This is a genomic window from Pseudomonas aegrilactucae (assembly GCF_019168305.1).
In the GTDB taxonomy this organism is placed as follows: domain Bacteria; phylum Pseudomonadota; class Gammaproteobacteria; order Pseudomonadales; family Pseudomonadaceae; genus Aquipseudomonas; species Aquipseudomonas aegrilactucae.
Window position 1 is genome coordinate 1 of the sequence record NZ_JAHTBI010000013.1, and the last position, 22,206, is coordinate 22,206.

Here is a 22,206-nt window from a genome sequence, read left to right on the forward strand (position 1 = left end):
CAGATCCCTGTGGGAGCTGGCTTGCCAGCGAACGAGTGCACCGCACTCGCCTGGGTGTTGGATAGTCACCGGCATGTCCTCTTCAGAGCCCACGGGCCACGGCTTTGTCGATCAGCCAGTCCATCGACGGGCCACGGTCGCTGTTGACCGACACCGGGCGCCCGGCCAGCTCGCTGGGCATTGGCGCATCCGGCTTGATCTGCACGCGAATGTCCGACGACAGGTCGTCACTGTTCAGGCTGGTGCTGCTGACGATCCGGCCCAGGCGCGTTTCGTCTTCACCGGCCACCTGGAAGTTGACGCGGGTACCCGGCTGCACTTCGTTGAACTGGCGGTAGCTGAAGCGCGCCTCGATGACGGGGTTGGTGGTGCGCGGTATCAGTTGGAAGATCACCGCGCCCTTGCTCGCATACTGCCCGTCATCCACCAGTTGCTTGGCCACCACGCAATCGCAGGGGCTGGTCAGGGTGCCGCTCAGCTGCTTGCCGAACAGTTCCTCGACCTTGGCCGGCTCCAGTTGCTGGTCATCCAGGTGGCCCTTGAGCATGTCCAGCATGCTGGTGCTGAACGAGGCCAGTGGCGCGCCCTTGACCACCGGGCTGTCGAGCTGCACCAGGCTTTGCACGGTGCCGTCGCGCGGCATGGTGACATGGGTGGTGGGCACGCTGACCACGCCGGCTTCGGCATGGCTGACGAAGTACAGGCCGTACACCGACTTGGCGATGAAGCCGAAGGCCGCCACGCCGACCACGAACACGCCAAGGCTGAAGGTCACCGCACGCAGCCGACCAAAGGCGCTCAGCGCACCGCTGTGGTCCTTCTGCTTGCGCGCCTTGGTGAAGTTGTCGCGCTGCAGGGTGCTGAGCACGTCGCCGATGCTGATCAGCTCGCCGGACAGGTGCGAGGTGATGATGTGGCGCAGGGTGGCGATGTCGCGTTGCTCCAGGTTCTGGAACTGCACGCCGGTACGCCCGTTGGCGGCGCTGAACGAGCGCACCTGGAATTCGATGTCCATCGCCAGGCCCAGGTTGTCGACCACGAACTGCAAGCGCCCGCGTACCACTTCGCCGACGGCGAGCGGGTGCCTGGCGTGGAAGCTCAGGCCCCCGGCCGACAGGTCCTCGACCTTGACTTCAAGGGTTTCGCGGTTGGCTCCCAGGTAGCGCAGCTTGGCGGGGATCTTGACCCGGGCGTGCTGGCGCTGGGCTTCGGACTCATGCACGACATTGGCATTCACGGCGGTATTCATGGCGATATGTTCCTGTTTAATCCGTTGGGCTGCGGCTCACACGATCATGAACAGCACAGCGACGAAGATGCTGGCTGCCGAGAAGGTCATGGTCCGCGAAGACCAGGTGTTGAACCATTGTTGAAAGCTCGCGAGGTCGCGTTTGAGTGCAGTGGGCTGGCGCGTCCAGGACTGCTTGTCGAGGCGGAAGAACACGTAGATCTTCATGATTGCCCCGACGATCTGGTTGTAATAGAGAATCAGCGGGTAGGCCGGGCCGATGGCATGCCCGGAACACATCAGCATCAGGGTCAGGATCAGCCGGGTGATGCCGATCCACAGCAGGTACACCAGCAGGAACGCCGGGCCGAACTTGAGGCTGGCGATCACTGCCACGGTCAGGCCGAGCAGGCTGGTCCACATCGACACGCGCTGGTCGAACAGCACCACGCTGGTGAACAGGCCCAGGCGGCGGATACCCAGGCCCAGGGCGCGGGAGTTCTGGCGCAGGTTGTTGCCGTACCAGCGGTACATCAGTTTGCGGCTGGCCTTGAGGAAGCTTTTTTCCGGCGGGTGCTCGACCGTGTTGATCGCCGCGTCCGGCACGTAGAAGGTGTCGTAGCCCAGGCGCATGAGGCTGAACCAGCTGGACTTGTCGTCGCCGGTGAGGAACTTGAAACGGCCCAGGCGCCAGTGCTGCAGCGAGTCGTTCTCGACGTCCTTGATGAACTCGGGGTTGGTCACCACGGCGGCGCGGAACACCGACATGCGCCCGGTCATGGTCAGCACGCGCTTGGACAGGGCCATCGAGCACATGTTGATGTGGCGCTGGGCGAAGCGCAGCTTGTGCCACTCGCTCATGATGTAGCCGCCACGCACCTCACAGAATTCATTGGTGGTCAGGCCACCGACATTGGGGTAGAGCTTGAACCAGGGCACGGTCTTGGCGACCACGCCTTCACCGAGCACGGTATCGCCGTCGATCACGGCCACCACGGCGTTCTCGTCCGGCAGGTGGCGCGAGATGGCACGGAAACCGAAGGCCAGGCCGTCACGCTTGCCGGTGCCGGCAATGCGCACGAAGTCCAGCGCGACACGGTCGGGCGGGTTGTACTTGGCCCACAGGCTCTTCACCAGCAGCTCGTCGCTCATCTCCACCAGCGAGCACACCACGGTGGTCGGGTAGCCGCAGTCGATCGCTTCGCGGATCACCGAGCTGTACACCTGGGCGGTGGTCAGGGCGTCGATGCGAAAGCTGGTGACCATCAGGTACACGTGGGACGGGTCGGCCGCACTGCCCAGCTTGCGCACCTTGCGCCGCAGCAAGGGGTACACCCCGTAGAGGAACAGCATGCCGCGCACAAAATGCGTGGCACCCATCGAATAACGCCAGATACCGACGGCGCCGACGAGGAAAATGAAGTCCTTCGAGTCGGGGTCGAAAATGGTCTTGGGCAAGGCCAGGGCGATCAACATGAGCAGGCTCACGTAGAACAGCCAACCGGCGACCTGTAGCAGGCCGTGCTTGAGCCTTTGCATGTTCTGCATCCGTATCGAATGAAAGGGAAGGAGGTGCTGCACGGGGCTGGGGCGACCCCGTGCAGCGGCTGCCGTTACCAGCAGATACCTTCGGTGCGGCTGGCCGGGCAGGTCGGCTTGCCCATGAAACCGACCAGGTCGATCACCTGCTTGCCGGCCGGAGCCTGCTGCGCCAGGGCGCGGAATTTCTCGTCACGGTTGCCCAGCACGATCACGTCGGCGTGGTTGATGACCTGGTCGAAGTCGGCGTTGAGCAGCGACGAGACGTGGGGGATCTTGGACTCGATGTAGTCCTTGTTGGCACCGTGTACGCGGGCGTACTCGACGTTGCTGTCGTAGATGTTCAGCTCGTAGCCCTTGCCGATCAGGCGTTCGGCCAGTTCCACCAGCGGGCTTTCGCGCAGGTCGTCGGTGCCGGCCTTGAAGCTCAGGCCGAGCAGGGCGACCTTGCGCTTGTCGTGGCTTTCGATGATGTCGAAGGCGTTCTGCACCTGGGACTCGTTGCTGGTCATCAGCGAGTTGAGCAGCGGCGCTTTCACGTCCAGGCTGCCGGCGCGGTAGGTGAGGGCGCGCACGTCCTTGGGCAGGCACGAACCGCCGAAGGCGAAGCCTGGGCGCATGTAGTACTGCGACAGGTTCAGGGCCTTGTCCTGGCACACCACTTCCATCACTTCACGGCCGTCCACGCCACACGCCTTGGCGATGTTGCCGATCTCGTTGGCGAAGGTGACCTTGGCGGCGTGCCACACGTTGCAGGTGTACTTGATCATCTCGGCCACTTCGATGTCCTTGCGGATGATCGGCGCGTCGAGCTCTTCGTACAGGGCCTGCAGCACGTCGCCACTGGCGCTGTCGAGTTCGCCGATGACGGTCATCGGCGGCTTGTCGTAGTCCGCGATGGCGGTGCTTTCACGCAGGAACTCCGGGTTGACCGCGACACCGAAGTCGACGCCGGCTTTCTTGCCCGAGCAGTCTTCCAGGATCGGGATCACCACGTTCTTGACGGTGCCCGGCAACACGGTGCTGCGCACCACGATGGTGTGGCGGCTGGCCTTGTCACGCAGTACGAAGCCGATTTCGCGGCACACCGACTCGATGTATTCCAGGCCCAGATCGCCGTTTTTCTTGCTAGGGGTGCCGACGCAGATCATCGACACATCGCTGTCGCGAATGGCCTGGGCGAAATCGGTAGTGCCACGTAGGCGCTGGTTGGCGATGCCCTGTTGCAACAAGGCCTCAAGGCCCGGTTCGACAATCGGGGATTTGCCCTGATTGATCAGGTCGATTTTGGTCGCCGAAACATCCACGCCGATAACGTCATGGCCCCGAGCGGACAGGCAGCCAGCGCAGACGGCACCTACATAACCCAAACCAAAGATGCTGATACGCATCGCATTCACCTCATGTGTTTATCATGCCGGCGCACAACTAAGCGCCAGACCGGGTTGGTTGACCAGCAAATTCAGGGTGCACGGAAGTGTCACGGTTAAACCGCTAACTGCCGGCAGGCATCATTAAATTGGAGTGCAATAAGAGTGCGCACTCAAGTGGGCAGCCAAGGGCCAATTACTAGTTGAGTCAGCCCGTGGCGTTGGCCGTCTTTATTGCAGTACCTAAATGCCAGTACTGCTGTGCTTGTTATTTCAAGTGGATAAAATCCTTTGAAATCAACCACTAGGACGATTTTTAAAGGGGTGCTGCCTCCTGCTTTCGACGTGCCGCATAGGGGGCGCTGCTGCGTCGTCAAAGAGTTTGGGTAACTTCCAAATACTGTCCAATTGTCATGTCAGTCATCTCTCACATGTTTCGCTCGAGAATTGTTACGGGTGGTATGAGCAGCCGCCGAGGGGATAAGTTCCTGACCCGACGTCGAGGCCGTGAAGGATTTTTTAATATTTGATCCATTATCGATACTCTCACTTTGATAGCACACGGCAGTTTCGTCCCGTGTCTGTAGGGCAAAGTTGGAGGGGGATGTTTTTATGCCAGCATGAAAAAAAAATTTCAGGATATTTCGTCAAAAAAGGGCGAACGGTCTTATGACGTTTTGAGAGTGGGGGAGGGTTGTCGGTTTTATGGCGCCGGAGAGTTGGCGTCTTGGCGGGGTTCTGCTGGGGATCATCAGACGTCTTCGCTGGCAAGCCAGCTCCCACAGGTGGGCGTTGGTCACAAAACCTGTGGGAGCTGGCTTGCCAGCGAAGAAGGCGACGCGTTACTCGGCCGGGTGATCGCGCAGGAACACCAGATTGTCCGGTTTGGACTGCTCGGCACTGTAGTAGTAGCCCTGAACGTCGAACTGCTTGAGGCGCGCGGGATCGTCGATGCGCTCCTGGATCACGAAACGGCTCATCATGCCGCGCGCCTTCTTGGCGTAGAAGCTGATGATCTTGTACTGGCCGTTCTTGAAGTCGCGGAACTCGGTGTTGATCACCCGCGCCTTCAATGCGCTGCGTTTCACTGCCGAGAAATACTCGTTGCTCGCCAGGTTCAACAGCAGGTCGTCGCCCTGATCGGCCAGCGCCTGGTTCAGCCACTCGCTGATGCGTGTGCCCCAGAACGCGTACAGGTCCTTGCCGCGTGCATTGGCCAGTTTGGTGCCCATCTCCAGTCGGTAGGGCTGCATCAGGTCCAGCGGGCGCAGCAGGCCGTACAGACCCGAGAGCATGCGCAGGTGGTCCTGGGCATGGCTGAAGTCGTCCTCGCTCAGGCTTTCTGCGTCCAGCCCGGTGTACACGTCACCCTTGAATGCCAGCAGGGCCTGCTTGGCGTTGGCGGTGGTGAAGTCCGGGGTCCAGCTGCCGAAGCGTGCGGCGTTGAGCCCGGACAGTTTGTCGGACAGGTGCATCAGCTCGCCGATCTGCTGTGGCGACAGCTCGCGCAATTGCAGGATCAGTGCCTGGGAGTCGTCCAGGTACTGCGGCAGGGTGTGCCGCGAGGTGACCGGCGGGGTGTCGTAATCGAGGGTCTTGGCGGGGGAAATCACCGTCAGCATGAGGTCGGCTCCTTGAATCGTGGGCACGATTCTACGGGGCAGGGGCCGCGATCTCCAGCTATCGCGGCAATAGCCAAGACCCTCGCGACGCTTGGCGCTATAGTGCCCGGCGAGAAAACGGAGAGTGTGAACGTGCGCATAGCCCTTGTTGTACTGGCCGGTCTGCTCAGTGTTGCGGTACACGCCGCGCCGCTCGAGGTGGCCCGTTTCGACCGCAGCCACTGGCCCGAGCAACTGGACAGCCCGGCGCTGTTCGATGTGGCTTCGCGGGCCGAGATCCTGAGTTTTGCCCGCGTGCTGCGTGAGAGCGAGGCGCTGAGCGATGCGGAGCTGGCCGCGCGCCTGCAACTGCGCCAGATCGACAGGGTGACGGTCAACGCCGTGCGCCAGCGCCTGTGGCAGCGCCTGTGGCGCAACTACGACCTGGCCCAGCAAAGCTGCGAGCAGGACGCCTCGTTCTGCTACGCGCTGGACAGCCTGCCCGACCTGCGCCAGCAGGCGGCCAGGTTCAGCGTCGGCGCCGACTCCTTCTACGCCGGATGGGATCTCCCGAGCCGGCGTTTTCACGAGCAGTACCTGATCGAGCAGTTGCGCAAGGCGGCGTTGTTCCCCCAGACCTCGAGCGAGGTGGAGCGCTTCTCCGAGCAGGAGCGCGATGGCGAAACGCTCAATGATCGCCTGTTCCTGCTCAGCTTCGATGGCGGCCCGGGACCGGCCACCCAGGGCCTGACCGACTACCTGCGCCGCCAGAAGATGGGTGGGTTGTTCTTCGTGGTGGGCAAGAGCCTGCAGGCACGCCGTGACCAGACTTCGCCGGCTGCGTTGCAGGCGCTGTATGCCGGGCAGTGCGTGGGCGTGCAGGGCTGGCAGTACAGCTCGCATGCGCAGTGGACCGGCTGGCAGGACTCGATCATCCGTAGCCGTAAGCTGGTGCAGAACCTGCTCGGCGAGCAGGCCGTGCCGCTGTTTCGACCGCCCTACGGGCAGCGCCGCGCCGACAGCGCAGCGTTCTTCGCCAGCCAGGGCGTGCAGGTGGTGCTGTGGGGTATCGATGCCCAGGACACCAGCAGTCTGGATGCCGAGCAGTCGGCGCAACGGGTGCTGAGCCTGATGCTGCTGTGGCGGCGCGGGGTGATCCAGCTGCACGACAGCACACCCAAGGCGCAGGCTGTCGTCGACTGGCTGCTGCAGCACACGGCCCAGAGCGGCATCGGCTGGAGCCCTTGCCGCGACTTCGTCCAGGCTGCGCAATGACGAGTGCACGGCACGCTCTGCGAAAAAATCGCAGGCGTGCATGGGCGCTTGATCATTAACTGTAGTGGGGCTTTGGGCTGGCGCCAAGGACCATGTGTCACACCGAAAAATAAACTTCAAAAAAGCGTAAAAACGCTTTTTTTCGTCATGGGTTTTGCGGTATCAAGAAGCCAGACCGCCGAACCCTGCAACACAGGTGGCGTCCCTACTGGCCCGATCTTTGTTCGCAGCTCCCCTACCGTAACGACGCGGACAGGGGGAGGACCGGCGGTCACTTCGCAGCGCAGCACCGCCAAGGTATTGCGTTGCCTGGCTCCCACAAAGGTGACCGAGTATGGATGATCAAGGACGTAACGCTTCTTCCAACCAGCCAATCCTTTATGTGCTCGATACCAATGTTCTGATCCACGATCCGAACGCGTTGCTGAATTTCGAGGAGCACCACGTCGCCATCCCGATGACCGTGCTCGAGGAGCTCGACAAGCTCAAGACCGGTAAACACACCATCGCTGCCGAGTGTCGCCAGGCCATCCGCCTGATCGACCAGACCCTGGGCGATGCCTCGCCTGCGGATGTGGAGCAGGGCGTGCCGATCCAGCGCGGCAAGGGCGGGCCCAAGGGCTTCCTGTCGATCATGATGAGCCCGCGCGCCGAGCCCAATCGCCTGCTGCCCGAAAACCTCAACGACAACATCATCATCAACCAGTTGCTCGAGTTGCGTAGCCGGCGCAAGGAACTGGACGTGGTGCTGGTGACCAAAGACATCAACATGCGCCTCAAGGCCCGCGCCTGCGGAATCGCGGCCGAGGACTACAGCACCGACCAACTGGTCGACGACGTGTCCCTGTTGTCCAAGGGCTATCACTCGGTCAGCGGTTCCTTCTGGGACCGCGTGAGCAAGGTCGAGACTCGACAGGAGCGCGGTCGTACCTGGCACCGGGTGCAACTGATCGACAACCTGCCGGCGGTTCACATCAACGAGTTCATCATCGACGAACAGGGCTTCGTCGGCTGGATCAAGGGCATCAAGGACAGCGAACTGCTGCTGCTCGACCTGCACCAGGAGCCTTTGCTGCACCAGGAAGCCTGGGGCCTCAAGCCGCGTGACATCCATCAGGGCCTGGCGCTGTTTGCCTTGCTCGACCCGGACATCCACCTGGTCAACCTGACCGGGGCGGCAGGCTCGGGCAAGACCATCCTGGCCCTGGCCGCGGCCATCGAGCAGACCATGGTGAGCAAGCGCTACCGGCGCATCATCGCCACCCGCAGCGTGCAGGGGCTGGATCAGGAGATCGGCTTCCTGCCGGGTACCGAGGCGGAGAAAATGGAGCCCTGGCTGGGGGCGATCACCGACAACCTAGAAGCCTTGCACATGGATGACGAAAACACCCATGGCAGCGTCGAGTACATCCTCGAGCGCGTGCCGCTGCAGTTCAAGTCGCTCAACTACATTCGCGGTCGCAGCTTCCAGCAGAGCCTGATCCTGATCGACGAGTGCCAGAACCTCACCCCGCACCAGATGAAAACCATCATCACCCGTGCCGGTGCCGGTTCCAAGGTGATCTGCCTGGGCAACCTGGCGCAGATCGACACCCCTTACCTGTCCGCGACCAGCTCGGGCCTCACCTACCTCACCGAGCGCTTCAAGGACTTCCCCAACGGCGTGCACATCACCCTGCAGGGGGTGCCGCGTTCGATCCTGGCCGAATACGCCGAATCCCACCTGTAATCCCTGCCACCGGGCGGCCTTGCGCCGCCCGGTTTTTTTCCACTGCCTAAAGCTGACCCCTGGGTTTACAATCGGTGCTCCTGATCAGGAGTATCCCTGTGCTGACTCATCTCGATTCCCAAGGTCGGGCCACTATGGTCGACGTCACCGACAAAGCCGTCACCGCCCGTGAGGCGGTGGCCGAAGCGCGCGTGCGCATGCTCCCGCAAACCCTGCAGATGATCGTCGCCGGCGGGCACCCCAAGGGCGATGTGTTCGCCGTGGCGCGCATCGCCGGCATCCAGGCGGCCAAGAAGACCAGTGACCTGATCCCGTTGTGCCACCCGTTGATGCTCACCAGCGTGAAAGTCGAACTGGCGGCCGAAGGTGAGGACACTGTGCATATCGTGGCCCGTTGCAAGCTGGCCGGGCAAACCGGGGTCGAGATGGAAGCCCTGACCGCAGCCAGTGTGGCAGCGTTGACGATCTACGACATGTGCAAGGCGGTGGACCGCGGCATGACCATCGACAGCGTGCGCGTGCTGGAAAAGCTGGGCGGCAAGAGCGGGCACTATCAGGTGGAGGCGCCATGAAAGTCGAGGTGGTGTATTTCGCGCGTTATCGCGAGGTGCTCGGCGTGGACGGCGAGCGGTTGGAGGGGGCGTTCGATTGCCTGGATGATGTGCGTCAGGCGCTGCTGGCCAGGGGCGCACAGTATGTCGTGCTGGCCGAACAGAACCTGATGTGCGCGCGCAACCAGGACCTGTGCAAGCTGGCCGAACCTGTGGCCGACGGCGACGAAGTGGCGTTTTTCCCGCCCGTGACCGGGGGCTGAGATGAGTGTTCGAGTTCAGGTCGGCGCCTTTGATCCGGGTGCCGAAACCAATGCCATGCACGCCGCCAACGTGGGGGTGGGCGCGGTGGTGGCATTCGTCGGGTATGTGCGCGATTTCAATGAGGGGCGCGACGTGGCGGGGATGTTCCTGGAGCATTACCCGGGCATGACCGAAAAAGCGCTGGGCAAGATCGTGGTTGAAGCCGAGCAGCGCTGGCCGTTGCTCAAGGTCCAGGTGCTGCACCGCATCGGCGCCCTGCAGCCGGGCGAGCCGATCGTGTTCGTCGGGGTGGCCAGTGAACACCGCCAGGCGGCGTTCGAGGCGTGCGACTTCATCATGGACTACCTCAAGACCCGTGCGCCGTTCTGGAAGAAGGAGCAGACCCGCGAGGGGCCGCGCTGGGTTGAGGGTCGGCAGAGCGATACGGACGCGGCGGGGCGCTGGCGAAACGGTTGAAGGGTTATACACACAAGCCCAGTATGGAATTATAGGTACAAAATAATTCCAGGCCGCCCTTCGCTGGCAATGCAAAAAAAACGCAGCCACCCGGGGCTGCGCTTCTCGTTGAACCATCACTCAGTGATGCTTGCGCGCCACCGGCTTGAGCAGCTCGGTCGACGGGGTCTCGCAACTGATCTTGCGTCCCAGCAACGCCTCGATACCCGGCAACTGGTAAGAATCATCCTCACCGGCAAAACTGATCGACACACCACTCATGCCCGCCCGACCAGTACGACCGATACGGTGCACGTAGTCGTCCGGGTCTTCCGGCAGGGTGAAATTGATCACGTGGCTGATGCCGTCGATGTGAATCCCGCGACCGGCCACGTCAGTGGCCACCAGCACGGTCACGCGGCCCTCGCGGAAGTTCTCCAGGGTCTTGATGCGCTTGTGCTGCGGCACGTCGCCGGACAACTGCGCAGCATTCACGCCGTCACGTACCAGGCGCTCTTCGATGCGTCGCACTTCGTCCTTGCGGTTGGCAAAGACGATGACCCGTTCCCACTTGTTTTCGGTCACCAGGTTGTACAGCAGCTTGTACTTGTCAGCACCGGCCACGGCATACACATGCTGCTCGACGGTCTCGCTGGCGACGTTCTCCGGCTCGATCTCGACGATGGCAGGGTCGGTGGTCCACTGCTGCGCCAGGTTCATCACGTCTTCGGTGAAGGTGGCCGAGAACAGCAGGGTCTGGCGTTCGCTCTTGGGCGGGGTCTGGCGGATGATCTGGCGTACCTGCGGGATGAACCCCATATCCAGCATGCGGTCGGCTTCGTCCAGCACCAGCACCTCGACCATGTCCAGGTGCGCTTCGCCACGCTGGTTGAAGTCCAGCAGACGGCCTGGGGTGGCCACCAGAATGTCGCAGTGACGCGCCTCGAGGGCCTTGAGCTGCTTGTCGAAGTCCATGCCGCCAACGAACGTCATCACGTTCAGGCCGGTGTAGCGAGTCAGCTCTGCCGCGTCCTTGGCGATCTGTACCACCAGTTCGCGGGTAGGGGCGATGATCAGCGCACGCGGCTCGCCCATGTAGCGCTCTTTGGGCGGCGGGGTCTGCTGCAACTGGCTGATGATCGAGATCAGGAACGCGGCAGTCTTGCCGGTACCGGTCTGGGCGCGGCCGATGGCGTCCTTGCCGCGCAGGGTAAAGCCCAGCACCTCGGCCTGGATCGGCGTGCAGTACGGGAAGCCCAGGTCGTGGATGGCGTGCATCAGCTCGGGCGAGAGCTTGAAATCGTGGAAGCGGGTCTTGCCGTCTTGCGGTTCAACCGCAAAGTCTTCCAGTCTCCAGGTGCTGGCCTGGGGTTTTGGCTTGCGCTCACGGCGCGGTTTGGCCTCGAGCGGCTTGCTGGCCGGGGCCTCGACAGGCGTTTGCGGGCGAACGGGCGCTACAGGCTCGGCCAGGGGGCTGGGCTGCGCGGCGGGGGCCGGGGCCTTGGGTGCTGCAGGCGGCTGCTTCACGGGAGCAACGCTTTCGGTGGCGAGTTGCTCAACCTCGCTCTTGCCGAACATCTTCTTGAGTGCTTTGAGCACGGTCATCTCATCAATTGGTTAAGGAATGTACGCCGGCCAGTGTAATGCAAGATTCAGGCGCGGCGTAGTGGATTGCTCCGACAACTACAGGCAAGCCTGCTTTTAGCGCAGGCGCTCGATCAGCCAGTTGCCGATGTGCTGGATTTCCTCGGGCAGTACCGCGTGCTCCATCGGGTATTCCTTCCACTCCACGGGCACACCCCAGGCCTTCAGGTGCTCGTACGCCGTGCGGCCCATGGACGGTATCACCACGGGGTCGTATACGCCGTGCAGGCACAGGGCCGGAATACGTTGCTGGCTGGCGGTCAACTGCACGCTGTCGTTGAAGGTCGGCGCATAGGTCGACAGGGCCATCACCCCGCCCAGCGCTTCCTGCCACTTTATATAGGCGGTGTGCAGTACCACTGCGCCGCCCTGGGAGAAACCGGCAAGAACGATGCGCGACAGGGCGATGCCCTTGGCCTGCTCCTGCTTGATCAGGTCGATGACCGATTGCGCCGAGGCGTCCAGTTGCGCTTCGTCGATCGCACGCGCGCCAGGGCTCAGCGCCTTGATGTCGTACCAGCTGGGCATTTCATAGCCACCGTTGATGGTGACCGGCTGGTTGGGCGCCTGCGGCATCACGAAGCGGGTACTCAGCAGCACCTCCTGCAACGCTTCGGCCACCGGCATGAAGTCGTAACGGTCTGCCCCCAGGCCGTGCAACCAGATCACACAGGCATCGGCGGAATTTTTGGGTTCGAGGATCAAGGGCTGGGTCATGACTGCTCCGAAAATGTGCACGCTGGCCTGTTTGCGTGCATGAAAAGAAGGCGTTGATGGGCGATTCGCCACTAAGCATGTCGCACTGTTGAAAGTTTGCCTGTTGACGGGCACTGAAACGCTTTAGCCGCACGGAGTGGTACGCGCTTTGCTAAGAAACTTCCGACGTGAGATTACGCGTTTGGACGGTAACACCTCATTGAGGGTACCCAAGGCTGTCACAGAACAGCCTATTGCGCCAATTGACCCAAAAACAAGCCAGTACGGGTCGGATGCGCCTCATAAGGGTGCGGTGCAACCCCGGCTCGACACAACAAGAGCGAATTGGAGGTTTGAATGAAGATGTTGAAATCCACCCTGGCCGTCGTGACGGCGGCTGCAGCGCTGGGTATCAGTGCGTTTGCCCAGGCGGGTGCGACCCTGGACGCGGTGCAGAAGAAGGGTTTCGTTCAGTGTGGCGTGAGTGACGGCTTGCCGGGCTTCTCGGTGCCGGATGCCAAGGGCACCATCGTCGGGATCGATGCGGACGTGTGCCGCGCCGTTGCGGCGGCAGTGTTTGGCGATGCCAAGAAGGTCAAGTTCAGCCAGCTCAACGCCAAGGAACGTTTCACCGCGTTGCAATCGGGCGAAGTCGATGTGCTGTCGCGTAACACGACCTGGACCAGTTCGCGCGATTCGGGCATGGGCCTGGTGTTTGCCGGCGTCACCTACTACGACGGCATCGGCTTTCTGGTGAACAAGAAGCTGGGTGTTTCCAGCGCCAAGGAACTGGATGGCGCAACCATCTGCATCCAGGCCGGCACCACCACCGAACTCAACGTGTCCGACTACTTCCGCGCCAATGGCCTGAAGTACACCCCGATCACCTTCGACACCTCCGATGAAAGCGCCAAGTCGCTGGAATCAGGCCGTTGCGACGTGCTCACCTCCGACAAGTCGCAGTTGTACGCACAGCGTTCCAAGCTGGCGGCGCCGACCGAGTACGTGGTGCTGCCTGAAACCATTTCCAAGGAGCCACTGGGCCCTGTGGTACGCAAGGGCGACGAGGAGTGGTTCAGCATCGTCAAGTGGACCCTGTTCGCCATGCTCAACGCCGAGGAAATGGGCATCACCTCGAAAAACGTCGAAGCCGAAGCCAAGGCCACCAAGAACCCCGACGTGGCGCGCATGCTCGGTGCCGACGGCGAATACGGCAAGGACCTGAAGCTGCCGAAGGACTGGGTAGTGCAGATCGTCAAGCAGGTCGGCAACTACGGTGAAGTGTTCGAGAAGAACCTGGGCAAAGGAACGCCCCTGCAGATCGATCGTGGTCTGAACGCCTTGTGGAACAACGGCGGCATCCAGTACGCACCACCAGTGCGCTGACGGGAGCGGCCTGTGGCGCAGGTGCGCCGCAGGCCGTTTCGTTCCTTCTCTTCGGGGCCTTTCATGCAAAATCAAATCGGCGCACCCAAGGGCTTGTCCCTGAACGATCCACGTGTGCGTGCGTGGCTGTTCCAGATCCTCACCATCGCGGTGGTGGTGGGCCTGGGCTGGTACCTGTTCCACAACACCCAGACCAACCTGCAGCACCGGGGCATCACCTCGGGCTTCGACTTTCTCGAGCGCAGTGCCGGCTTCGGCATCGCCCAGCACCTGATTTCGTACACCGAGCAGGACAGTTATGCGCGGGTGTTCGTCATCGGCCTGCTCAATACCCTGCTGGTGACCTTCATCGGCATCATCCTGGCGACCCTGCTGGGGTTCATCATCGGTGTGGCGCGGCTGTCACCGAACTGGATGATCAACAAGCTGGCCACGGTGTATGTCGAGACCTTCCGTAACATCCCGCCGCTGCTGCAGATCCTGTTCTGGTACTTCGCGGTGTTCCTGACCCTGCCGGGGCCGCGTGGCAGCATCAATTTCAGCGACACCTTCTTCATCAGCAACCGTGGCCTGAACATGCCCGGCGCTTCGGCGGCCGAAGGGTTCTGGCCGTTCGCACTGAGCCTGCTGGTAGCGGGCGTGGCCATCGCGCTGATGGTGCGCTGGGCCAACCGGCGCTTCGAGGCCACCGGCGTGCCGTTCCACAAGTTCTGGGCGGGCCTGGGCTTGCTGCTGGTGATCCCGGGGCTGAGCGTGCTGCTGTTCGGCAACCCGCTGAGCTGGGAAATGCCGCAACTCAAGGGCTTCAACTTCGTCGGCGGCTGGGTGCTGATCCCGGAGCTGCTGGCGCTGACCCTGGCACTGACCATCTACACCGCCGCGTTCATTGCCGAGATCGTGCGCTCGGGCATTCGTTCGGTGAGCTATGGCCAGACCGAGGCCGCGCGTTCGCTGGGCCTGCGTGAAGGGCCGACGCTGCGCAAGGTGATCATTCCCCAGGCATTGCGGGTGATCATCCCGCCGCTGACCAGCCAGTACCTGAACCTGGCGAAGAACTCTTCGCTGGCGGCCGGTATCGGCTACCCGGAAATGGTCTCGCTGTTTGCCGGCACGGTGCTCAACCAGACCGGCCAGGCGATTGAAGTGATTGCCATCACCATGAGCGTGTATCTGGCCATCAGCATCAGCATTTCCCTGTTGATGAACTGGTACAACAAGCGCATTGCGCTGATCGAGCGGTGAGGAAACGCGCATGACTTCCCATGTTTTCAAACCTGATATGCCACCTCCGGTCAAGGCCGTGGGTGTGGTCGCCTGGATGCGCGCCAACCTGTTCTCCAACTGGCTCAACACGCTGCTGACGCTGCTGGCGGTGTACCTGGTGTGGCTGATCGTGCCGCCGCTGCTGCAGTGGTCGATCTTCGATGCCAACTGGGTGGGCACCACCCGTGCCGACTGCACCAAGGAGGGCGCCTGCTGGGTGTTCATCCAGCAGCGCTTCGGCCAGTTCATGTACGGTTATTACCCTACCGAGCTGCGCTGGCGGGTCGACCTGACCGTGTGGCTGGCGGTGATCGGCGCCGCGCCGCTGTTCATCTCGCGCTTTCCGCGCAAGGCCGTGTACGGGCTGAGCTTCCTGGTGCTGTACCCGGTCATGGCCTACTTCCTGCTGCATGGCGGCGTGCTGGGCATGGCCCAGGTGCCGACCAACCAGTGGGGCGGCCTGATGCTGACCCTGGTGATCGCCACCGTGGGCATCGTCGGCGCCTTGCCGCTGGGCATCCTGCTGGCGCTGGGGCGGCGCTCTAAAATGCCGGCGGTGAAGGTGGTGTGCGTGACCTTCATCGAGTTCTGGCGCGGTGTGCCGCTGATTACCGTGCTGTTCATGTCGTCGGTGATGCTGCCGCTGTTCCTGCCCGAGGGCATGAGCTTCGACAAGCTGCTGCGGGCCATGATCGGGGTGATCCTGTTCCAGTCGGCGTATATCGCCGAAGTGGTGCGCGGCGGCCTGCAGGCGATTCCCAAGGGCCAGTACGAAGCGGCTGCGGCGATGGGCCTGGGCTACTGGCGCAGCATGGGCCTGGTGATTCTGCCGCAAGCCCTGAAGCTGGTGATCCCCGGCATCGTCAACACCTTCATTGCCCTGTTCAAGGACACCAGCCTTGTGATCATCATCGGCCTGTTCGACCTGCTCAACAGCGTCAAGCAGGCGGCAGCCGACCCGGCGTGGCTGGGCATGGCGACCGAGGGCTATGTGTTCGCGGCCCTGGTGTTCTGGATTTTCTGTTTCGGTATGTCCCGCTACTCCATGCATCTGGAGCGCAAGCTGGACACAGGCCACAAGCGTTAGGAGTGTTTCGAAATGAGTGAAGCGATCAAACAGCCTGTGGGCCCTGAAGGCATTATTCAGATGCAGGGCGTGAACAAGTGGTACGGCCAGTTCCACGTGCTCAAGGACATCAACCTGAACGTGCGCCAGGGCGAGCGTATCGTGCTGTGCGGGCCGTCGGGCTCAGGCAAGTCGACCACCATCCGCTGCCTGAACCGCCTGGAAGAGCACCAGCAGGGGCGCATCGTGGTGGACGGGGTAGAACTGACCAACGACCTCAAGCAGATCGAGGCGATCCGCCGTGAAGTCGGCATGGTGTTCCAGCACTTCAACCTGTTCCCGCACCTGACCATCCTGCAGAACTGCACGCTGGCGCCGATGTGGGTGCGCAAGATGCCCAAGCGCAAGGCCGAGGAAATCGCCATGCACTACCTGGAGCGGGTGCGTATTCCGGAGCAGGCCAACAAGTTTCCGGGGCAGTTGTCCGGTGGTCAGCAGCAGCGCGTGGCGATTGCGCGGGCGTTGTGTATGAAGCCCAAGATCATGCTGTTCGACGAGCCGACCTCGGCGCTGGACCCGGAGATGGTCAAGGAAGTGCTCGATACCATGGTGGGCCTGGCCGAAGACGGCATGACCATGCTGTGTGTGACCCACGAGATGGGCTTTGCCCGCACCGTGGCCAACCGGGTGATCTTCATGGACAAGGGCGAGATCGTGGAGCAGGCAGCCCCGGATGATTTCTTCGACCGACCGCAGAATGAGCGGACCAAGCTGTTCCTGAGCCAGATTCTGCACTGACCCCTTCGCTGGCAAGCCAGCTCCCACAAGGTTCGAGTGATCCCGAGATCAGCGCTGTACCTGTGGGAGCTGGCTTGCCAGCGAAGCTTTTGGCGGCTTAATCCTCTTCCTTGACCGCCGGCGCAGGCGGCGGGCGCAGCCCGATCTCGGCCGTGAGCTTGAGCGGCTTGCCATTGCGCACCACCTCGATCGTCACCTTGTCGCGGGGCTTGATCCGCGCCACCTGGTTCATCGAGCGTCGGCCATCCCCGGCCGGCTCGCCATTGATGCTCAGGATCACGTCACCCAGTTGCAACCCGGCCTTCTGCGCCGGCCCGTCACGGAAAATCCCCGCCACCACGATACCCGGACGCCCCTGCATGCCGAACGACTCGGCCAGCTCCTGGCTCAGCGGCTGCACTTCGATACCCAGCCAGCCGCGAATCACCTGGCCATGCTCGATGATCGACTTCATCACCTCCAGCGCCAGCTTGGTGGGGATGGCGAAACCGATGCCCTGCGAGCCGCCGGACTTGGAGAAGATCGCCGTGTTGATGCCGGTGAGGTTGCCGTTGGCGTCCACCAGCGCGCCGCCGGAGTTGCCCGGGTTGATCGCCGCGTCGGTCTGGATGAAGTCCTCGTAGTTGTTCAGGCCCAGCTGGTTGCGCCCGGTGGCGCTGATGATGCCCATGGTCACGGTCTGGCCGACGCCGAACGGGTTGCCGATGGCCAGGGCCACGTCACCGATATGGATGTTGTCGGAGCGCCCGATGGTGATCGACGGCAGGTTCTTCAGGTCGATCTTGAGCACCGCCAGATCGGTTTCCGGGTCGCTGCCGATCACCCGGGCCAGGGTTTCACGGCCGTCCTTGAGTGCCACCACGATCTGGTCGGCGCCGGAGGTCACGTGGTTGTTGGTCAGCAGGTAGCCTTCCGGGCTCATGATCACCGCCGAGCCCAGGCTCGATTCCCAGCGCCGCTGCTTGGGCAGGTTGTCACCGAAGAAGCGGCGGAACTGCGGGTCTTCGAACAGCGGGTGGGCGGTCTTGTTGACCACCTTGGTGGTGTACAGGTTGGCCACCGCCGGTGCGGCGTTGCTGACCGCGTCGGCATACGACACCGGGCCCTGCATCAGGCGGGTGGTCTGCGGTGCCTGCTGCAGGTTGACATCCTGACTGGGCAGGCCGACCCATTCGGGGAAGCGCTGGATGACCAGCAGGGCGATCAGTACGCCAGTGACCAGTGGCCAGGCAAAGTAACGCAGAGCCTTGAACATTTAACGAATCCTGGGAGATGGCCAGAGCCGATGCCGCAGTGGGGAGTTGATGAACGCGCGCGATCATACTTCGGCAAGGCCCGTGCAGGAACCGCTAAATCACGTCGGCACATGACGCTCGCCACGACGTGCCCCCAGGCCGTTGCCGTCGGTTTCCCCAAAAACGCTCGACGGCTCATAATGGCGGTCATTATACGAGGCCTTGTGCCACACCGAACGGCTGAATTGAGGAGTCTTTGCATGGCTGTTGCCCTGAACACCCTGGTCGAGGAAGCCGACCGCTACCTCGCCAGCGCGAACATCCAGGATTACTGCCCCAACGGTCTGCAGGTCGAGGGCAACCCGCAGGTGTCGCGTATCGTCAGCGGCGTGACCGCCAGCCAGGCGTTGCTCGACGCCGCGGTCGAGGCCGGTGCCGACCTGGTGCTGGTGCACCACGGCTACTTCTGGAAAGGCGAGAACCCCTGCATCACCGGCATGAAGCAGCGGCGCCTCAAGACCCTGCTGAAAAACGACCTGAGCCTGCTGGCCTACCACCTGCCGCTGGACCTGCACGCCGAAGTCGGCAACAACGTGCAGTTGGCGCGCCAGCTGGACATTACCGTCGAAGGCCCGCTGGACCCGGCCAACCCGCGGGTGGTTGGGCTGGTAGGCTCGCTGGCCGAGCCGATGTCGGCGCGTGACTTTGCCCGCCGGGTAAGCGAGGTGATGGGCCGCGAGCCGCTGCTGATCGAGGGCGACGAGGTGATTCGCCGGGTGGGCTGGTGCACCGGTGGCGGCCAGGGCTACATCGACCAGGCGATTGCCGCCGGCGTCGACCTGTACCTCAGCGGCGAAGCCTCCGAGCAGACCTTCCACAGCGCGCGCGAGAACGGCATCAGCTTTATCGCCGCCGGCCACCACGCCACCGAACGCTATGGCGTGCAGGCGCTGGGTGACTATCTGGCGCGGCGTTTCGCCCTGGAGCATCTGTTCATCGATTGCCCCAACCCCCTCTGAGGCTAAAACGACAGGGCATATTCTTATACTGTTTCGTTCTAGTAGCCTGCCTAAATAGAATCGGGTGCTGTGATAAAGTGGCCCGCTCGAACACGGCCCGCTGGCCGTCCATAAGATCGATTTTCCGTGAGTAGCCATGGTCGACAAGCTGACGCATTTGAAACAGTTGGAGGCGGAGAGCATCCACATCATTCGTGAGGTGGCCGCCGAGTTCGACAACCCGGTGATGCTGTACTCGATTGGCAAGGATTCGGCCGTGATGCTGCACCTGGCACGCAAGGCCTTTTTCCCGGGCAAGCTGCCGTTTCCGGTGATGCACGTCGACACCCAGTGGAAATTCCAGGAGATGTACAGTTTCCGCGACAAGATGGTCGAGGAAATGGGCCTGGAGCTGATCACCCACGTCAACCCGGATGGTATTGCCCAGGGGATCAACCCGTTCACCCACGGCAGTGCCAAGCACACCGACATCATGAAGACCGAGGGCCTCAAGCAGGCGCTCGACAAGTACGGCTTCGACGCCGCCTTCGGTGGTGCGCGTCGCGACGAAGAGAAGTCGCGGGCCAAGGAACGCGTGTATTCGTTCCGTGACAGCAAGCACCGCTGGGACCCGAAGAACCAGCGTCCCGAGCTGTGGAACGTGTACAACGGCAAGGTCAACAAGGGCGAATCGATTCGCGTGTTCCCCCTGTCGAACTGGACCGAGCTGGACATCTGGCAGTACATCTACCTGGAAGGCATCCCGATCGTGCCGCTGTACTTCGCAGCCGAGCGTGAGGTCATCGAGAAGAACGGCACGTTGATCATGATCGACGACGATCGCATCCTCGAGCACCTTTCGGATGAAGAGAAGGCCCGCATCGTCAAGAAGAAAGTGCGGTTCCGTACCCTTGGCTGCTACCCGTTGACGGGCGCGGTGGAGTCCGAGGCCGAGAGCCTGACGGACATCATTCAGGAAATGCTCCTGACGCGCACTTCCGAGCGCCAGGGCCGTGTCATCGACCACGATGGCGCAGGCTCCATGGAAGACAAGAAACGTCAGGGCTATTTCTAAGTTAGGGTCTCCTCATGTCGCACCAATCTGATCTGATCAGCGAGGATATCCTCGCCTACCTGGCCCAGCACGAGCGCAAGGAACTCCTGCGCTTCCTGACCTGCGGCAACGTCGACGACGGCAAGAGCACTCTGATCGGGCGCCTGCTGCACGACTCCAAGATGATCTACGAAGACCATCTGGAAGCCATCACCCGCGATTCGAAGAAAGTCGGCACCACCGGTGACGATATCGACCTGGCTTTGCTGGTCGACGGCCTGCAGGCCGAGCGCGAGCAGGGCATCACCATCGATGTGGCCTACCGCTACTTCTCCACCGCCAAGCGCAAGTTCATCATTGCCGACACCCCGGGCCACGAGCAGTACACCCGCAACATGGCCACTGGTGCGTCCACCTGCGACCTGGCGATCATCCTGGTCGATGCCCGCTACGGCGTGCAGACCCAGACCCGCCGGCACAGCTACATCGCCTCGCTGCTGGGCATCAAGCACATCGTCGTGGCCGTGAACAAGATGGACCTCAAGGGCTTCGACGAGGGCGTGTTCGAGAGCATCAAGGCCGACTACCTGAAGTTTGCCGAGGCCATCAACATGGCCCCGAGCAGCCTGCACTTCGTGCCGATGTCGGCGCTCAAGGGCGACAACGTGGTCAACCGCAGCGAGCGTTCGCCGTGGTACACGGGCCCGGCGCTGATGGAAATCCTCGAGACCGTGGAAGTGGCGGCCGACCGCAACTTCACCGACCTGCGTTTCCCGGTGCAGTACGTCAACCGTCCCAACCTGAACTTCCGTGGCTTTGCCGGTACCCTGGCCAGTGGTGTGGTACACAAGGGCGATGAAATCGTCGTGCTGCCGTCGGGCAAGAGCAGCCGGGTCAAGTCCATCGTCACCTTCGAAGGTGAGCTGGAGCACGCCGGCCCGGGCCAGGCCGTGACCTTGACCATGGAAGACGAGATCGACATTTCTCGTGGCGACCTGCTGGTACATGCCGACAACGTACCGCCGGTGACCGAGCAGTTCGAGGCGATGCTGGTGTGGATGGCTGAAGAGCCGATGCTGCCGGGCAAGAAATACGACATCAAGCGTGCGACCAGCTACGTGCCGGGCTCGATTGCCAGTATCAGCCACAAGGTCGATGTGAACACCCTGGAGCAGGGCGCGGCGAGTTCGTTGCAGTTGAACGAGATCGGCAAGGTCAAGGTCAGCCTGGACGCACCGATTGCGCTGGACGGTTACGACAGCAACCGCACCACGGGCGCGTTCATCATCATCGACCGCCTGACCAACGGCACCGTGGGTGCGGGCATGATCATCGCGCCGCCGGTACTGCCGCATGGCAGCACCGGGCATCACGGCAAGCAGGCCCACGTGGCCACCGAAGAGCGTGCCTTGCGCTTTGGCCAGCAGCCGGCCACCGTGCTGTTCAGCGGCCTGTCGGGCGCGGGCAAGAGCACCTTGGCGTATGCCGTGGAGCGCAAGCTGTTCGACATGGGCCGTGCGGTGTACGTGCTTGATGGCCAGAACCTGCGTCATGACCTGAACAAGGGCTTGGCGCAGGACCGTGCCGGACGCACCGAGAACTGGCGCCGTGCTGCGCACGTGGCGCGTCAGTTCAACGAAGCGGGCCTGCTGACGCTGGCCGCGTTCGTGGCGCCGGATGCCGAGGGTCGTGAACAGGCCAAGGCGTTGATCGGCAAGGAGCGTTTGCTGACTGTTTACGTGCAGGCCTCGCCGCTGGCGTGCCGTGAGCGTGACCCGCAGGGGTTGTATGCGGCCGGTGGCGACAACATTCCGGGCGAGAGCTTCCCGTATGACGTGCCGCAGGATGCCGACCTGGTGATCGATACCCAGAGCGTCAACCTGGACGACAGCGTGAAGCAGGTGCTGGAACTGCTGCGCAAGCGTGGCGCGATCTAAGCGTCGTTGCTGAATGAAAAGCCCGCGATGGTGAGAGCCAATCGCGGGCTTTTTTGTGGGGCGGCACTGCGGTCTGAGGCCGAACAACCAGGGCTGGCAACGCTGATCTGCCAGGCTATGGTGCGTTGCAACAAATG

At 62.4% G+C, this 22,206-nt stretch carries 19 protein-coding genes; 12 read left to right on the plus strand and 7 right to left on the minus strand.

Annotation, left to right across the window (positions count from 1 at the left end):
- Positions 1-82 precede the first annotated feature (82 nt).
- From KUO17_RS05365 to yaaA, 4 genes are all read right to left on the minus strand, one after another.
- Complete coding sequence (locus KUO17_RS05365) at positions 83-1,249, minus strand: alginate biosynthesis protein Alg44 (protein ID WP_217974120.1); 1,167 nt, start codon at positions 1,247-1,249, stop codon at positions 83-85.
- A gap of 36 nt (positions 1,250-1,285) precedes the next feature.
- Positions 1,286-2,776 (minus strand): mannuronan synthase, encoded by a 1,491-nt coding sequence (gene alg8 / locus KUO17_RS05370; RefSeq protein WP_425274830.1) that lies wholly within the window; start codon positions 2,774-2,776, stop codon positions 1,286-1,288.
- Positions 2,777-2,841: 65 nt separating this feature from the next.
- Complete coding sequence (locus tag KUO17_RS05375; protein WP_217974122.1) at positions 2,842-4,158, minus strand: nucleotide sugar dehydrogenase; 1,317 nt, start codon at positions 4,156-4,158, stop codon at positions 2,842-2,844.
- A gap of 821 nt (positions 4,159-4,979) precedes the next feature.
- Positions 4,980-5,759: a peroxide stress protein YaaA gene (gene yaaA / locus KUO17_RS05380; RefSeq protein WP_217974123.1), complete on the minus strand. Its 780-nt coding sequence runs from the start codon at positions 5,757-5,759 to the stop codon at positions 4,980-4,982.
- 132 nt (positions 5,760-5,891) lie between these two features.
- Between yaaA and KUO17_RS05385 the strand changes: the two genes are divergently transcribed.
- From KUO17_RS05385 to moaE, 5 genes are all read left to right on the plus strand, one after another.
- The gene (locus KUO17_RS05385) at positions 5,892-7,013 is read left to right on the plus strand and encodes a polysaccharide deacetylase family protein (protein WP_217974124.1); all 1,122 of its coding nucleotides are present in this window, start codon (positions 5,892-5,894) and stop codon (positions 7,011-7,013) included.
- A gap of 334 nt (positions 7,014-7,347) precedes the next feature.
- Entirely contained in the window at positions 7,348-8,742 is a 1,395-nt protein-coding gene (locus KUO17_RS05390; RefSeq protein WP_217974126.1) for a PhoH family protein, read from the plus strand.
- Positions 8,743-8,840: 98 nt separating this feature from the next.
- Positions 8,841-9,314, plus strand: a complete 474-nt coding sequence (moaC, locus tag KUO17_RS05395; RefSeq protein WP_217974127.1) for a cyclic pyranopterin monophosphate synthase MoaC — start codon at positions 8,841-8,843, stop codon at positions 9,312-9,314.
- On the plus strand, positions 9,311-9,556 hold the full coding sequence (locus KUO17_RS05400) for a MoaD/ThiS family protein (RefSeq protein ID WP_217974128.1): 246 nt from the start codon (positions 9,311-9,313) through the stop codon (positions 9,554-9,556). Before moaC ends, KUO17_RS05400 begins: the two co-directional genes overlap by 4 nt.
- Before the next feature lies 1 nt (position 9,557).
- Entirely contained in the window at positions 9,558-10,013 is a 456-nt protein-coding gene (gene moaE, locus KUO17_RS05405; protein ID WP_217974129.1) for a molybdopterin synthase catalytic subunit MoaE, read from the plus strand.
- A 120-nt stretch (positions 10,014-10,133) separates the two neighbouring features.
- Here moaE and rhlB read toward each other — a convergent pair whose 3' ends face one another.
- Together rhlB and KUO17_RS05415 are read right to left on the minus strand one after the other, a co-directional pair.
- A complete protein-coding gene (gene rhlB / locus KUO17_RS05410) occupies positions 10,134-11,591 on the minus strand; it encodes an ATP-dependent RNA helicase RhlB (protein ID WP_341869585.1) in 1,458 nt (485 codons plus the stop codon).
- A 102-nt stretch (positions 11,592-11,693) separates the two neighbouring features.
- On the minus strand, positions 11,694-12,353 hold the full coding sequence (locus KUO17_RS05415; RefSeq protein ID WP_217974131.1) for an alpha/beta hydrolase: 660 nt from the start codon (positions 12,351-12,353) through the stop codon (positions 11,694-11,696).
- 336 nt (positions 12,354-12,689) lie between these two features.
- Between KUO17_RS05415 and KUO17_RS05420 the strand changes: the two genes are divergently transcribed.
- The 4 genes from KUO17_RS05420 to KUO17_RS05435 all read left to right on the plus strand — a co-directional run bounded on the left by KUO17_RS05420 (position 12,690) and on the right by KUO17_RS05435 (position 16,845).
- Positions 12,690-13,718: an amino acid ABC transporter substrate-binding protein gene (locus KUO17_RS05420; RefSeq protein WP_163943563.1), complete on the plus strand. Its 1,029-nt coding sequence runs from the start codon at positions 12,690-12,692 to the stop codon at positions 13,716-13,718.
- A gap of 63 nt (positions 13,719-13,781) precedes the next feature.
- Positions 13,782-14,960, plus strand: coding sequence for an amino acid ABC transporter permease (locus KUO17_RS05425; RefSeq protein ID WP_217974132.1), 1,179 nt, complete (start codon positions 13,782-13,784; stop codon positions 14,958-14,960).
- A 10-nt stretch (positions 14,961-14,970) separates the two neighbouring features.
- Positions 14,971-16,068 carry an amino acid ABC transporter permease gene (locus tag KUO17_RS05430; protein ID WP_217974133.1) on the plus strand — a complete coding sequence of 366 codons (1,098 nt, stop codon included), beginning with the start codon at positions 14,971-14,973 and terminating at the stop codon, positions 16,066-16,068.
- A 12-nt stretch (positions 16,069-16,080) separates the two neighbouring features.
- The gene (locus KUO17_RS05435) at positions 16,081-16,845 is read left to right on the plus strand and encodes an amino acid ABC transporter ATP-binding protein (protein ID WP_095154605.1); all 765 of its coding nucleotides are present in this window, start codon (positions 16,081-16,083) and stop codon (positions 16,843-16,845) included.
- A gap of 97 nt (positions 16,846-16,942) precedes the next feature.
- Here KUO17_RS05435 and algW read toward each other — a convergent pair whose 3' ends face one another.
- The gene (gene algW / locus KUO17_RS05440) at positions 16,943-18,100 is read right to left on the minus strand and encodes a Do family serine endopeptidase AlgW (RefSeq protein WP_217974135.1); all 1,158 of its coding nucleotides are present in this window, start codon (positions 18,098-18,100) and stop codon (positions 16,943-16,945) included.
- Between the two features lie 240 nt (positions 18,101-18,340).
- Between algW and KUO17_RS05445 the strand changes: the two genes are divergently transcribed.
- The 3 genes from KUO17_RS05445 (at position 18,341) to cysN (ending at position 22,069) form a co-directional block, all read left to right on the plus strand.
- On the plus strand, positions 18,341-19,099 hold the full coding sequence (locus tag KUO17_RS05445) for a Nif3-like dinuclear metal center hexameric protein (RefSeq protein WP_217974137.1): 759 nt from the start codon (positions 18,341-18,343) through the stop codon (positions 19,097-19,099).
- A 136-nt stretch (positions 19,100-19,235) separates the two neighbouring features.
- Positions 19,236-20,153 carry a sulfate adenylyltransferase subunit CysD gene (gene cysD, locus KUO17_RS05450; RefSeq protein WP_217974138.1) on the plus strand — a complete coding sequence of 306 codons (918 nt, stop codon included), beginning with the start codon at positions 19,236-19,238 and terminating at the stop codon, positions 20,151-20,153.
- A 14-nt stretch (positions 20,154-20,167) separates the two neighbouring features.
- Positions 20,168-22,069: a sulfate adenylyltransferase subunit CysN gene (gene cysN / locus KUO17_RS05455; RefSeq protein WP_217974140.1), complete on the plus strand. Its 1,902-nt coding sequence runs from the start codon at positions 20,168-20,170 to the stop codon at positions 22,067-22,069.
- Positions 22,070-22,206: the final 137 nt, after the last annotated feature.

Bases quoted from the DNA above. Each gene is read 5' to 3' on its own strand.
- KUO17_RS05365 (WP_217974120.1), bottom strand. From the start codon at position 1,249: ATGAATACCGCCGTGAATGCCAATGTCGTGCATGAGTCCGAAGCCCAG.
- alg8 (WP_425274830.1), bottom strand. From the start codon at position 2,776: ATGCAGAACATGCAAAGGCTCAAGCACGGCCTGCTACAGGTCGCCGGT.
- KUO17_RS05375 (WP_217974122.1), bottom strand. From the start codon at position 4,158: ATGCGTATCAGCATCTTTGGTTTGGGTTATGTAGGTGCCGTCTGCGCT.
- yaaA (WP_217974123.1), bottom strand. From the start codon at position 5,759: ATGCTGACGGTGATTTCCCCCGCCAAGACCCTCGATTACGACACCCCG.
- KUO17_RS05390 (WP_217974126.1), top strand. From the start codon at position 7,348: ATGGATGATCAAGGACGTAACGCTTCTTCCAACCAGCCAATCCTTTAT.
- KUO17_RS05400 (WP_217974128.1), top strand. From the start codon at position 9,311: ATGAAAGTCGAGGTGGTGTATTTCGCGCGTTATCGCGAGGTGCTCGGC.
- moaE (WP_217974129.1), top strand. From the start codon at position 9,558: ATGAGTGTTCGAGTTCAGGTCGGCGCCTTTGATCCGGGTGCCGAAACC.
- KUO17_RS05415 (WP_217974131.1), bottom strand. From the start codon at position 12,353: ATGACCCAGCCCTTGATCCTCGAACCCAAAAATTCCGCCGATGCCTGT.
- KUO17_RS05420 (WP_163943563.1), top strand. From the start codon at position 12,690: ATGAAGATGTTGAAATCCACCCTGGCCGTCGTGACGGCGGCTGCAGCG.
- KUO17_RS05425 (WP_217974132.1), top strand. From the start codon at position 13,782: ATGCAAAATCAAATCGGCGCACCCAAGGGCTTGTCCCTGAACGATCCA.
- KUO17_RS05430 (WP_217974133.1), top strand. From the start codon at position 14,971: ATGACTTCCCATGTTTTCAAACCTGATATGCCACCTCCGGTCAAGGCC.
- KUO17_RS05435 (WP_095154605.1), top strand. From the start codon at position 16,081: ATGAGTGAAGCGATCAAACAGCCTGTGGGCCCTGAAGGCATTATTCAG.
- algW (WP_217974135.1), bottom strand. From the start codon at position 18,100: ATGTTCAAGGCTCTGCGTTACTTTGCCTGGCCACTGGTCACTGGCGTA.
- KUO17_RS05445 (WP_217974137.1), top strand. From the start codon at position 18,341: ATGGCTGTTGCCCTGAACACCCTGGTCGAGGAAGCCGACCGCTACCTC.
- cysD (WP_217974138.1), top strand. From the start codon at position 19,236: ATGGTCGACAAGCTGACGCATTTGAAACAGTTGGAGGCGGAGAGCATC.
- cysN (WP_217974140.1), top strand. From the start codon at position 20,168: ATGTCGCACCAATCTGATCTGATCAGCGAGGATATCCTCGCCTACCTG.